Consider the following 12,374-nt stretch of genomic DNA (forward strand, 5'->3'; position numbering starts at 1 on the left):
TATGACCGCCCTACCCACCGCCGAGCAAGTTTGGGAAGCCCTAGCCCGGATTCCTGACCCTGAGATTCCGGTGGTAAGCGTGGTGGAGATGGGCATCGTGCGGGATGTCCAGGTGGAAGGCCCCAAAGCCACCATCACCATGACCCCCACCTTCTCGGGCTGCCCCGCCTTGCACCTGATCCGGGAGCAACTGGAGAAAACCGCCCGGTCGCTGGGCTTCGCCGATGTGGAGGTAAAAACCGTGCTCTCGCCGCCCTGGAGCACCGACTGGATTACCCCTGAGGCCAAGGAACGCCTGCGCCAGTACGGGATTGCGCCGCCCAAACCTGCCCACGAGGGAAGCGGGCTTATACAGATTGAGACCAACCCCACCCCCTGCCCCCGCTGCGGCTCCCTCGACACCCGGCTCACGAACGCCTTCGGCCCCACACTCTGCAAGGCCCTCTACGTCTGCCACAGTTGTAAAGAGCCCTTTGAAAGCTTTAAGTCGGTCTAAGGTGCAAATCTCACCGCCCTGGCCACTCCCCTACCCTATAGTGGAGCTGTGGCCTCGCAGCAGGAGGTGAGGTATGGGCAAGAGAGGATTGTGGTTCGGCCTAAGCGTGCTGGTTTTGGCGGGGTGCGGGCTCATCAGCAGCCCCCCCATCAACAACCCCTTCGGGCTGGAGGGGAAGCAAACCAGTGTGACCTTGGCTGCAAGCAGCCAGGCCACGGGCAGCCTGAACCTGAACGCCACCTTCAACGACCAGAGCCTGAACCTGCCCGCCACCCCCAGCGGCTTCAACTACACCCTGGCCATCTCGAACGTCTCCTTTAGCGGGAGCGGCTGCCCAGCCAGCCTGCCCGCCAGCGTGAACGTGACCATGAGCGTCAACCTGACGGTCTCGGACAGCCCCTCCACTGGCCCCCGTCAGGCCCAGGCCAGCGCCCAGAACGTGAGCTTCACCCTCACCCAGTCGGGCAGCGGCTACACCGTGGGCAACATCACCGGCGGCACCCTGAGCTTTTCTAACCTGGGGACCCTTCTGGACATCCTGCAAAACGGCGGCCCAAACACCGCCAGCCTCTCCGGTACGATCAACACCAGCAGCAACCCCGACCTGGCGGGCTGCACCATGACCATCACCTGGGGTGGTGGGCAGGGCGTGCTCAGGTTCTAGGGGGTCGTCCAGCCAGAGCCCACCCCTTGCGGGGTGGGTTTTCAACGCTGGGGTAGCTCGAAATAGCGCCGCACCACCTCGCGCACCTCGGGGGGCAGGGGTTCGGACTCGAGGTACTTTTCGGCCTGACGCTGCACGTTCTCTGGGGGCTGCCCGGCCCGCCAAGGGCTGGGCAGGGGCATCGGCCTGCCCTGCTGGCCCTCACCCCGGCTGAGCGGAGCCTCCCCCGCTGGGCGCTGCGGGTTGGCTGGGGGGCGCTGGGTGGGGCGGGCCTGCGTCCCCACTCCGGGGTTGCCCTGCTCACCGCCCCCCGGTTGCCCCCGGCCTTGGACCCTCTGCCCGTCTGCCGGGGAGGCCCGGCCGGGTTGCGGCTGGGCCTGCTCGGGCCGCCCGGGCCCCAGTTGGGATGGCTCCGCCTGAGGGGGTTGTGGGGGCGGTCCCGATGGGTTGGGCTCCGCACCCGAAGGAGCCAGCACAGGCTGCCCCTGCGGCGTCTGTCCGGGGGATGAGCGGCCCGTCTGAGGGGGTTGCGGTTGACCGGATGGTGGGGGTTGTGCCTGCCCGGGTACGTCCTGAGCAGGCTGGCCGGTCTGCGGTTGCCCGGACGCGGTGGGTTGGGGCTGGCCCTCCGGGTTTCCTGGCTGGGCTGCGCTCCGGTTCTCCTGGCTGGATGCCGGCGGCTGGAGGCCCTGACCTGGCTGGTCGGGCTGGGTCGTCCCGTCGGCGGCCTCCTGGGGTGCCTCCTGCTCCGTTGTCCCGCCCGCAGACCCCTCCGCTTCCCCGCTGGGGGGCTCCAGGGAGCCAGGAGCGGCCGTCCCCGGGCTTTGCGGCGGGGCCTGCACGGAGGGGGGTTGCCCAGCCTGCGGGCCGGTGGCCCCCTCCTCCTGGGTTGAGGCAGGCTCGGAAGGGGCGGGAGCTGCCGAAGAGGCCGCTGAAGGCAAACCCAGGGGGGGCAGGAACCACACCAGGCCCACCAAGGCCAGGTAGAGGCCAGCGGCGATCCAAGGGAAAGCAGGAGGTCGGGCCCCCCGCAGGCTGGCCTCTGCTTCAGCCCGCAGTTGGTCCCGCCAGGGGTGGTGGGCAGGGGCTTCCAGGGCGCTGCGGTAGGCCAGGCCGTAGCGGCGGTCCAGGTCGGCCAGGGCTCGAGGCTCTTCCCAGCGGGTGGGGTACAGAAGGCCCAGGGCAGAGACCAGCGCCCAGGCCGGGTGCACCAGCACGGCCAACGGGAGCAGCAAAAGCGCCAGCCCCAGCGCTATTGCGAGGCGGACCCGCCAGGCCCTACGGGCAGCCCAGACGCGGTGCATACCCCAAGCCTATGCCCAAACCCAAGGGGCCGGCCAGGACCCAGACCACCATGGCTAGCTGATCTTGTTGCCCCTCTCGTCGTAGCGGTAGAAGCCCCGGCCGCTCTTGCGGCCCAGAAGCCCGGCCTCCACCATCTTGCGCAGGAGGGGTGAGGGCCGGTACTTGTCGTCCCCCAGGCCCCGGTGGAGGACCTCCATGATGGCCAAGCAGGTATCCAGACCGATGAAATCGGCCAGGGTCAGAGGGCCCATGGGGTGGTTCATCCCCAGGCGCATCACCTGGTCAATGGCCTCTGGGGTGGCCACCCCCTCCATCACGCACTGGATGGCCTCGTTGATCATGGGCAGGAGGATGCGGTTGGAGACAAAGCCAGGGTAGTCGTTGACCTCCACCGGGGTCTTGCCCATGCGGCGGGCCACCCCCAGCACCGCCTGGGTGGTCTCGTCGCTGGTCAGGTGGCCGCGGATGACCTCGACCAGCTCCATCAGGGGCACCGGGTTCATGAAGTGCATACCTATGAAGCGCTCCGGCCTGCGGGTGACGGCCGCCAGGCGGGTAATGGGAATGGAAGAGGTATTGGAGGCCAGGATGGCCCCGGGCTTTACCAGGCCGTCCAGTTCGCGGAAAAGCTCCAGCTTGGTGGGCTCGTGCTCCACAATGGCCTCCACCACCAGGTCGCAGTCCTTCAGGTCAGCGAGGCGCAAGGTGGTTTGGATGCGGCCCAGCGCCACCTCGTGGGCCCCTGGGTCAATCCGGCCCTTCTCCAGAAGCTTACCCAAGGAACGCCGGATATTCTCTAGGGCACGCTCGAGGTAGCCCTCCTCGAGGTCGCGCAACACCACCTGGTAGCCCGCCTGGGCCGCCACCTGGGCAATCCCCGAGCCCATCTGCCCGGCGCCAACCACGCCAATTTTGGCAATTTCCATGGCCGTATTTTACCGTCCACCCCTCAGGGAAGCCCGCCCGGCCCCCAGCGCGGGCACCGAATCAGCTATACCAACGCTCGAGCAGGGGACTCCACGTAGAAGGGTCCGTCCCAACGCCGGCTACGAGGTTCGTTGAGGATGGTGATGCGGCCTCCTGCCACGCTTTCCACCGTGCCCAAGCTGCGCAGGTACTCCATGAAGCTCTCCGCATCGCTGAACCCGGTGTCGGTGCGGAAGCCCTTAGCGTCGCGCAGGCTGGTGAAGCCGTCGCCGCCCCCGGCGATGAAGCTGTTGACCACCGTGCGGTAGGTGGCGTTGGGGTCAATGGGCTGGAAGCCCCCCTGAGCGGCCACCTCCACCCGGGTTACCCGCTGCCCGGCAGGGCGGGAGAGGTCGAAGGTGTAGCGCAACCCGGCCACCCCGGAGAGGAAACGTCCCGCCGTCTGCTCCCACTGGGAGACGCTGTTCTCCAAGGCAGCGATGATCTCGCTTCCCCTCAGGTCAAGCACCACCAGGGTATTGCCGAAGGGCAGCACCTCGTAGACCTTACCCACCGTGATGGGGCCCGCCGGGATGCTGGCCCGCACCCCCCCGCCGTTTTGCAGGGCGATCACGGTGCCGGCGCCGCGGGTCTTCCAGAGCATGCCGTCGGCGATGAGGGAGGCCAGGTTGGTCTCCCGGCGCCGCACGTTGGCCCGCTCGCCATCTAGGGCAATTCGGGTCTGGGCCACCACCTGGGCGTTGAGGGCCGCGATGGGCAGGGCGTAAACCTTGACCGCATCGGCGGTGAAGACGTCCTCGCGCAAGGGCGGGGTTACCAGGATGGGCTGGCCCTGGTAGCTGGTCAGCAACCCCTTCTCGTCAAAGGTCAGGCGCAGAACCCCCACCACCTTGCCCCACTCCCAGGCCTGCACCACCAGCACATCCCGGCCCTCCGGGTTCTTGACCACCGTGGGGTAGGGCCCAGCGGGCTGCAGCTCGCGGTGGGGGAACTGGCCCAGAAGCGTGTGGGAGTGCCCCCCCACGATCACCTGGCAACCCACGATGCGGCGGGCCAGCTCGAGGTCGGCCAGGTAGCCCAGGTGGGATAGGATGACGATCTTGTTCACACCTCGAGCCAGAAGCTCGTTGATGGCGTTTTGGGCTGCAGGAACCGGGTCAGTAAAGCGCACCGTAGGGCCGGGGTTGGAGATGATAGCGGTATCGGGGGTGGTGAGGCCAATCACCCCTACCCGCTCACCCCCCACAAAGAGCACCACGTAGGGCTTCACCTTGGCCAGCCTGGGCTCGCGGGAGACATCGGTGTTGGCCGAGACCACCGCGAAGCGGGCCTCGCTCAAAAAGCGGGCCAACCCCTCAGGGCCCAGGTTGAACTCGTGGTTCCCAAGGGCCATCACCCGGATGCCCTCGCGGTGCATGAAGTACCGGTCGGCCAGCCCCTGGTACTGGTTGAAGTAAAGGGTGCCTTGGAAGACATCCCCCGCGTGCAGGAACACCGGGTTGCGCTCGGTGGCCCGCAGGCGGTCAAAAAGGGCCACCCGCCGAGCTACCCCACCCATGGGGGTAGCCTGACCGCTCAGGGTTACGCTCACCGGTTCGATGCGGGCGTGGGTGTCATTGACGTGAACGATGGTCATGGAAAAGCTGCCCCCGGACTGGGCCTTCCCCAAACCCGACAGAGCTGCTCCCCCCAGCAAGCCGGCTTTAAGCACATCTCTTCGGCGCATCTCAACCTCCTCCAACTTCGCTCACATTCTATTGCCTGCCGTCAAGGGTGTATCAAGTCAGGAAAGCTAGCGCAAAAAGTCCAGCACCGTCCGCGTGAGCAACTCCACCCCCAGGGGCAGGGCCCGCTCGTCGTCAATCCAGAAACCCGGATGGTGGTGGGGGCGGTTCTGGTCCGGGCTGGAGCTCCCTGCCCCCAGCCAGAAGTAGACCCCGGGGCGCCGGTTCAAGAACTCCGCCATATCGTCCCCGCCCATTACCGGGGGTACCTCCAGCACCCTCTCTTCCCCCACCACCTCCTTGGCCACCTGTCGGAAGCGCTCCACCAGGTCGGGGTCGTTGACCACCGCAGGCGACCCTGGCTTCCACTCCACCCAAGCGCTCCCCCCCATGGCTGCAGCAATGCCCTGGGCCAGCTCAGCGATGCGGCGCATCAAGCGCTCCCGCAGTTCGGGCTCAAAGGTGCGCAGCGTACCCTTGAGAACCGCGGTTTCGGGGATGACGTTGTGGGCCCCTTCACCCGCCTGAACGGTGGCGATGGTGACCACCGCGGTCTTTATGGGGTCGGTTTCACGGCTCACCAGGCTCTGCAGGGCCACCACGGTATGGGCCGCCATCAGCACGGTATCCACACCCTCGTGGGGCATGGCCGCGTGGGCACCCCGGCCCCGCAGGTGGAGGGTGAAGGCGTCGGCAGCGGCCATAGAGGGCCCGGGCCGCACCCCCACCTGGCCCGCGGGCATCAGGCTGTACAGGTGCAGCCCCACCACCCGGTCTACCCCCTCCAGCACCCCCGCTTCCACCATGGGCCTGGCCCCCGCCACGATCTCCTCGGCAGGCTGGAAGACGAAGCGCACCTCGCCCTCCAGGCTCTCCCTCTGCCGGACCAGCACCGCAGCCACATGGGCAGCAATCGCGGCGTGCCCGTCGTGTCCGCAGGCGTGCATAACCCCAGGGGTCTGGGAGCTATAGGGGACCCCCGAGGCCTCCTGGATGGGCAGGGCGTCCATATCGGCTCTCACCAGCACCGTCTTCCCAGGCCGGGCTCCCTTCAGCCGGGCCACCAACCCGGTGCCGGCCACCCCCCGGGTTACCTCGAGGCCCAGCCCCTCCAAAAACTCGGCCAGCTTGGCGCTGGTCCGCACCTCCTGGAAGGCCAGTTCTGGGTGCTGGTGAAAGTCTCGGCGCATAGCAAGCAGGCTCGGCGTGATCTGAGCGATGGCTTCCTTGAGGCTCACGCCCCCTAGTCAAACACTCCCCCCGCCCCACGTCAACCGCCCGACTGACCTGTGGGTTGAACCAAGTACAAATTTTGCTAGACTTGGGGCAAACACAGAGGAGCTTTTATGAACAAGCCTTGGCTCAAACACTACGACAAAGGTGTCCCAGCCGACGTACAGGTCCCTGAAATACCCCTTTGGAAACTCCTAGAGGAAAGCGTGCGAAAATACCCTGACCACGTGGCCCTGGAATTCTTGGGGTACACGATGGGCTACCGCCGGCTTTGGGAGTCGGTCCTCCGTTTTGCTGGGGCCCTCCGGGCCCAGGGGGTTCAACCTGGCGACCGGGTAGCGATTATGCTGCCCAACTCTCCCCAATTCGTCATCGCCTTTTACGGAACCCTGGTGGCGGGGGGGATTTGCGTAAACGTGAACCCCCTTTACACCCCCCGCGAACTGCGGCACCAGCTCACCGACGCTGGAGCGGAAACGCTCGTGATCCTGGACCTGCTCTGGCCCCGCTACGCCGAGATCGAGGGGGAAGTCCCGGTCAAACGGGTTTTCACCACCGGCATCCAGGACTACCTGCCCTTCCCCAAAAACCTGCTCTTTCCCCTAAAAGCCCGCCGGGAAGGGCGCTGGGTCAAGCTTCCCCAGCACCCCAAGCGCCTCGACTTCAAAAGGGCCCTGCGCAGCGCCACCCCCATCGACCAACCCTACCCTGCGAAACCCGACGAAGTGGCCCTTTTGCAGTACACCGGCGGCACCACCGGGGTCTCCAAAGGGGCAATGCTCACCCACCGCAACCTGGTAGCCAACACCTACCAAAGCCTGGCCTGGGGTGGGGATGAGGTAAAGGAGCTGGAGGGTAAAGGGGTGATGCTGGGCGCCATTCCCTTCTTCCACGTCTATGGGATGACCGTAGCAATGAACTACGGGCTAGCCGCGGGGTACAAGCTGGTCCTGCTGCCCCGGCCAGAGGTCAAGCCCTGCATCGAGGCTATCGAGAAACACGGGGTGACCCACTTCCCCGGGGTGCCCACCCTCTACATTGGCTTTATCAACTTCCCTGGCATTGAAAAGCGCAGGGTAGGAACCGTGAAGGTCTGCATCTCGGGCTCAGCCGCCTTACCGGTGGAGGTGGCCAAGAAGTTTGAGGAACTTACCGGTGGCAAGCTGGTGGAGGGGTACGGCCTGACCGAGGCCGCCCCCTGCACCCACTGCAACCCCCTATCGGGGCAACGCAAGATGGGCAGCATCGGCATTCCCATGCCTGGGATTGATGCCAAAATTCTGGACGAGAACCTAAACGAGCTCCCCCCCGGCGAGGTGGGCGAGCTGGCTGTGCGAGGGCCCAACGTGATGCTGGGCTACTGGCAACGCCCCGAGGAAACCAACAAGACCATCAAAATTGACTGGCTGCTTACCGGCGACATGGCCCGGATGGACGAAGACGGCTACTTCTACATCGTAGACCGCAAGAAGGACATGATCATCGCGGGAGGATACAACATCTACCCGAGGGAGGTGGAGGAGGTCTTATTCGCACACCCCAAGGTGGCCGAAGCAGCGGTGGTGGGCCTGCCCGATCCCTACCGGGGTGAGACCGTAGCCGCCTTCATCGTCCCCAAACCGGGGGTTACCCTAACCCAAGAGGAGCTGGACAGGTACTGCAGGGAGAACCTGGCCGCGTACAAGGTACCCCGCATCTACGAGTTCCGCAACGAGCTTCCCAAGAGTGCGGTAGGCAAGGTACTCCGGCGGGAGCTACGGGAAGCAGCCCTCAAAGAACGGCAGAAGGTGGGGAACTAGGCGCAGAAGGGCTCCTTCCAGGCTTGGGGTCTTACCCTGAGCTGACAAGCCCCTTCGCCCCACGTATACTGGGGGCGTCTAGGCCCCGAGCCAGGTGGTTTTCGGAGGGTTATGAACGCTCGAGCGATCGTGGTGACCTCAGGGAAAGGAGGGGTGGGCAAAACCACCACCACCGCCAACGTGGGCGCTGCCCTAGCCCGCCTAGGCGAAAAGGTGGCGGTGGTGGACGTGGACGTGGGCCTGCGCAACCTGGACGTGGTCATGGGCCTCGAGGGGCGGGTGGTCTACGACCTTATTGATGTCATCGAGGGACGCTGCAAGCTCCGGCAGGCCCTGATTCGGGATAAGCGTGTAGAAGGCCTCGCCCTTCTGCCGGCTTCCCAAACCAAGGACAAAGAGTCGCTGGACGCGGAGCGGTTCCGCCAAATCGTGCGGGCCCTGCTGGAGGAGGAGGGGTTTGATCGGGTGCTGATTGACTCCCCTGCGGGGATTGAAAAGGGCTTCCAGACCGCTGCCACCCCCGCAGAGGGGGCTTTGGTGGTGGTGAACCCGGAGGTCTCGAGCGTGCGGGACGCCGACCGTATCATCGGCCTTCTGGAGGCCCGGGAGGTGCGGGAGAACTACCTGGTCATCAACCGCATCCGCCCCAGGATGGTGCAGCGGGGCGACATGCTCTCGGTAGAGGACGTGGTGGAAATCCTAGGCATCGAACCCATTGGGATTGTTCCCGAAGACGACAGCGTGCTCATCGCCTCCAACCAAGGCGAGCCCCTAGTGCTCAAGAACGGTTCCCCAGCAGGCCGGGCCTTCTTTGAAATTGCCCAACGGGTGCGGGGGGAAGAGGTGCCCTTCACCGCCCTCAACGACAACCCAGGGTTCTTGGGGGCGCTGCGCCGTTTGTTTGGAGGTAGGTGATGGGTTGGTGGCCTTTCAGTGGCAAAAGCAGCAGGGAGCAGCTAAAGGAGCGGCTCAAGGTGGTGCTGGCCTACGACCGCGCCCACCTTTCCCCTGGGCTGGTGGAACAGCTCAAGCAAGACCTGCTGGACGTGCTCAAGCGCTACTTTCCGGAAGAGGAGGGCATCTCCATACAGGTGGAGACCCTCGACGACAAGATGAAGCTTCACGCCGACGTCCCAATCCCCAAGTAGGTCAAGGGCTTTTGAGCTCAACCTCGAGGGGCCCAAAGTTCTCCATCTGCCGCAACTCTACCTGTCCTTGCTTCTTGGCCTCTAAAAGCGCGGCAAAGGCCACCACCTGCTCACCCCAGCCACGAAAGGGCAGCCGCCCAAAAAGCACCCGCCCTACCCCCTGCAGAAACCTCCGCAGGCGCTCCCAGGCTTCCTTCAGCCCAAAGGTCTCGGGCTCCAGGTGGAGCGATACCCGACGGGCCAAGGGGCCAGCGGCCTGCTGAAGAAGTTCCACAGGCAACGGGCGCAGACGGCGGTCCTTGGGCAAGGGCGAGGGCGGCACCGGGAAGACCCGCGCCCGCTTTCGGGCCCGCTGCTCGAGAAAGGCGATGGCCTCTTCCAGGGCCACCAGGGTTTCCAAAAACCCCGGTATTCCGCCCTCGGAAGCCTCCTCCTCAAGGGGGAGGGGCTCCGGCTCGAGCCCCGGTGCGAAGGCCCGTAGCTTGTAGAGCAACAGCTCAGCAAGCGTTGGCAGAAGCTCGCTCCGCTCAGGAAGACTCATTTCAGCCACCTGGGCCAACGCCTGTTCGGTGAGGGCCAGCACCGGCAGACCACGCGCCTCAATCTGCCCTTTGCGGACCCGCTCTGCCAGCTCTTTGGGGCTACCGCTAAACCCTTCGAAGCAAAGGGTAATCATGTCCTGAGGGGCTGCGAGGGGCGACCCCTCTTGGGGCGGAGCAATCCGAACTTCTCCCGAACCTCCTCCATGGTGGTCTGGGCGATTCGGCGGGCCTTGGCTGCGCCGTCCTCCAAAGCACCCCAAACCCGCTCGGGATGGGCGCGAAGGGTCTCAGCCCGCTCGCGGATGGGTCGGAGGGTCTTCATCATCTCCTGCATCAAAAGCTGCTTGACCACCAGGGTGCCAATACCGCGGCGGCGGTACTCCTCCTTGAGCACCTGCACCAGCTCGGGCGGAGCGAAGTACTGAAGAAACTTGAAGGCCACGCTGCGTTCGGGGTCACCGGGGTCGGAGAGGCGGATGCGGGCGGGGTCGTCGGGCATAGCCCGGATTTTCTCCCAGATGCTCCCTTCGTCCTCCAGAAGGCCGATGGTGTTGCCCACGCTTTTGGACATCTTGGCCTTGCCGTCAACCCCGGGTACGCGGGGGGCATGGGGGTTCAAGTAGGCCTCGGGCTCGGGAAAGGTATCCCCGTACCTCTGGTTCCAACGTCGGGCAATCTCGCGGGTGAGCTCGAGGTGTTGCAGCTGGTCCTCACCAACAGGAACCGTGTCGGCCTTGTAGAGGAGGATATCGGCGGCCATCAGCACAGGGTACATGAGCAGCCCCGCCGGTACCGACTCGAGCTTGGCGGCTTTGTCCTTGAACTGGGTCATGCGGGTCAGGTCGCCGTAGGGGGTCTGGGTGGTAAAGATCCAGGCCAGCTCGGTGTGTTCGGGCACGTGCGACTGCACGAAGAGAATCACCTTGTCCGGGTCGAGGCCCGCCGCCATGTTCACCAGCGCGGCGTCGAAGGTGCGCTGGGCCAGCAGCTCTTTGTCGTAGGCCGCCGGGTTGGTGGGGGCGTGGTAGTCCACAATACAGTAGATGGCGTCCTGTCCCAGCTTTTCGCCCAGGGCGATGTAGTTCACCATCGCGCCCAGGTAGTTGCCGATGTGCAGGTCGCCGGTGGGCTGAAAGCCGGAGAAAACTCGCCTCACGGGGAGTAGTCTAGCAGGTTGGGGGGTCTAAAAACCAAAGTGCTGAATTTTTGCGTATGCTAGCATAGGCCGAGCATGAGCCTCGAGGCCTTCTCCGACGAAGCCCTGCTGGCCCTGGTGGCGCGGGGCGAGGAGGCCGCCTTACAACAGCTCTTTCGCCGTTACGCCGGGGCTTTTCTGGGGCTGGCCCGGCGGATGGGCCTGGACTCGGCCAGCGGGGAGGACGTGGTGCAGGAAGCCTTCAGCAAGGTCTGGCAAAACGCGAACGCCTTTGACCCCCGGCGGGCCTCGGCCCGGGCCTGGCTCCTGGCCATCGCCCACCACACCGCGGTAGACCACATCCGCCGCTTGGAGGCCCGCCCCAAGCCCCTCGAGGACGAGGAGGCCGAGGCCTTTGACCTTCCGGGTGCTGGCCTGGACGAGGAGGGCCAGCTGAACCGCATCCGGCTCAAGCAAGCCCTGGCCCAGCTCTCCGAGGAAGAGCGGGAGGTCATTGAGGTGCTTTTTTACCAGGGCTACGCCCATCAGGAGGCCGCGCTGAAGCTGGGGTTACCCCTGGGCACCCTGAAGACCCGGGCCCGGCGGGCGCTCGCGCGGCTCAAGGGGGTGCTGCGTGAGGCCTGAGGAGGTGCGGGAACTCCTGCCGCTGTACGCCCTGGGGGCGCTAAACCCCGAGGAGCGGGCCCGGCTCGAGGCCGCCCTTTCCCGCTACCCGGAGCTTTGGGCCGAAGCCCGCGCCCTGCAGGAAACCGCCGCCGACCTGGCCAGCCTTGTGCCCCCAGCCCCGGTACCGCCTGGCCTGGAGGAAAAGGTCATGGCCCGCCTCCGGCCCCCGCGGCGGCACGGCCTTCCGGTCTGGCTGGTCCGGGCCGCGGCGGTTCTCCTCCTGCTGGGCCTGGGGTACACGGGTGGATGGAGCGCCCTCTGGCTGCTCGCGCTGCGCGACCCCCAGGCCCAGGTGGTCACCCTCGCCAGCCCCAAAGGCGAGGTGGTGGGACGGGTCATCCTGCGGAGGGACCGGGCTGCGTTGGTGCTCCTGAACCGCTGGCCCCCCCAGGGCCAGGTCTTCCAGGCCTGGGGGCTGGCCCAGGGCAGCCCGCTGCCGCTCCCCACCTTCCGCACCCCTATCAAGAGCCTGCGCCTTCCCCCTGAGGCCCAGGCCCTGGCCGTCTCCCTCGAGCCTCCCGGCGGGAGCCCGGCGCCCACCACCCTGCTGGGCCTGCCCCCTGCCCCTTAATCCAAAGTTCCCTCCCTCTGCGAACAGCAGGGTGGAGGTGCAAAATGGAAACGCAACCCCAGAATCCAGCCCGTAGGAAGTTCGTGCAGGTCTTGACCGCTGCCGGTGTCTCGGCGGCCCTGGCCCATAGCCTGGTGGGCCGG

General features: G+C 65.9%; 13 protein-coding genes. 7 read left to right on the forward strand and 6 right to left on the reverse strand.

What is annotated here, in order from left to right; genetic code table 11:
• Position 1 precedes the first annotated feature (1 nt).
• Together paaD and NZ849_RS03775 are read left to right on the forward strand one after the other, a co-directional pair.
• Positions 2 to 496: a 1,2-phenylacetyl-CoA epoxidase subunit PaaD gene (gene paaD / locus NZ849_RS03770; RefSeq protein WP_295404273.1), complete on the forward strand. Its 495-nt coding sequence runs from the start codon at positions 2 to 4 to the stop codon at positions 494 to 496.
• 73 nt (positions 497 to 569) lie between these two features.
• The gene (locus NZ849_RS03775; protein ID WP_295404278.1) at positions 570 to 1,160 is read left to right on the forward strand and encodes a hypothetical protein; all 591 of its coding nucleotides are present in this window, start codon (positions 570 to 572) and stop codon (positions 1,158 to 1,160) included.
• A 41-nt stretch (positions 1,161 to 1,201) separates the two neighbouring features.
• Here the strand turns inward: NZ849_RS03775 and NZ849_RS03780 are convergent, their stop codons facing one another.
• The 4 genes from NZ849_RS03780 to NZ849_RS03795 form a co-directional block, all read right to left on the reverse strand.
• A complete protein-coding gene (locus NZ849_RS03780; RefSeq protein WP_295404281.1) occupies positions 1,202 to 2,464 on the reverse strand; it encodes a hypothetical protein in 1,263 nt (420 codons plus the stop codon).
• A gap of 54 nt (positions 2,465 to 2,518) precedes the next feature.
• Positions 2,519 to 3,391: a 3-hydroxyacyl-CoA dehydrogenase family protein gene (locus NZ849_RS03785; protein ID WP_295404284.1), complete on the reverse strand. Its 873-nt coding sequence runs from the start codon at positions 3,389 to 3,391 to the stop codon at positions 2,519 to 2,521.
• A 65-nt stretch (positions 3,392 to 3,456) separates the two neighbouring features.
• Positions 3,457 to 5,118 (reverse strand): bifunctional UDP-sugar hydrolase/5'-nucleotidase, encoded by a 1,662-nt coding sequence (locus NZ849_RS03790; RefSeq protein WP_295404287.1) that lies wholly within the window; start codon positions 5,116 to 5,118, stop codon positions 3,457 to 3,459.
• A gap of 66 nt (positions 5,119 to 5,184) precedes the next feature.
• Positions 5,185 to 6,354 carry a M20 family metallopeptidase gene (locus NZ849_RS03795; RefSeq protein ID WP_295404290.1) on the reverse strand — a complete coding sequence of 390 codons (1,170 nt, stop codon included), beginning with the start codon at positions 6,352 to 6,354 and terminating at the stop codon, positions 5,185 to 5,187.
• A 108-nt stretch (positions 6,355 to 6,462) separates the two neighbouring features.
• On the opposite strand from NZ849_RS03795, the gene NZ849_RS03800 reads away from it, so the two are divergent.
• The 3 genes from NZ849_RS03800 (at position 6,463) to minE (ending at position 9,296) form a co-directional block, all read left to right on the forward strand.
• Entirely contained in the window at positions 6,463 to 8,148 is a 1,686-nt protein-coding gene (locus NZ849_RS03800; RefSeq protein ID WP_295404293.1) for a long-chain fatty acid--CoA ligase, read from the forward strand.
• 111 nt (positions 8,149 to 8,259) lie between these two features.
• On the forward strand, positions 8,260 to 9,063 hold the full coding sequence (gene minD / locus NZ849_RS03805) for a septum site-determining protein MinD (RefSeq protein WP_295404297.1): 804 nt from the start codon (positions 8,260 to 8,262) through the stop codon (positions 9,061 to 9,063).
• A complete protein-coding gene (gene minE / locus NZ849_RS03810; RefSeq protein ID WP_295404300.1) occupies positions 9,063 to 9,296 on the forward strand; it encodes a cell division topological specificity factor MinE in 234 nt (77 codons plus the stop codon). Before minD ends, minE begins: the two co-directional genes overlap by 1 nt.
• Before the next feature lies 1 nt (position 9,297).
• Here minE and NZ849_RS03815 read toward each other — a convergent pair whose 3' ends face one another.
• Both NZ849_RS03815 and trpS read right to left on the reverse strand, forming a co-directional pair.
• Positions 9,298 to 9,972, reverse strand: coding sequence for a chromosome segregation protein ScpA (locus tag NZ849_RS03815; RefSeq protein WP_295404303.1), 675 nt, complete (start codon positions 9,970 to 9,972; stop codon positions 9,298 to 9,300).
• Entirely contained in the window at positions 9,969 to 10,994 is a 1,026-nt protein-coding gene (gene trpS / locus NZ849_RS03820) for a tryptophan--tRNA ligase (RefSeq protein ID WP_295404306.1), read from the reverse strand. The genes NZ849_RS03815 and trpS overlap by 4 nt, the downstream gene beginning before the upstream one ends.
• 75 nt (positions 10,995 to 11,069) lie before the next feature.
• Between trpS and NZ849_RS03825 the strand changes: the two genes are divergently transcribed.
• On the forward strand, positions 11,070 to 11,618 hold the full coding sequence (locus NZ849_RS03825) for a sigma-70 family RNA polymerase sigma factor (RefSeq protein WP_295404308.1): 549 nt from the start codon (positions 11,070 to 11,072) through the stop codon (positions 11,616 to 11,618).
• A complete protein-coding gene (locus NZ849_RS03830) occupies positions 11,608 to 12,231 on the forward strand; it encodes an anti-sigma factor (RefSeq protein WP_295404311.1) in 624 nt (207 codons plus the stop codon). The genes NZ849_RS03825 and NZ849_RS03830 overlap by 11 nt, the downstream gene beginning before the upstream one ends.
• Positions 12,232 to 12,374 lie beyond the last annotated feature (143 nt).

It is taken from the genome of Meiothermus sp. (assembly GCF_025060375.1).
Classification (GTDB): Bacteria; Deinococcota; Deinococci; order Deinococcales; family Thermaceae; genus Meiothermus.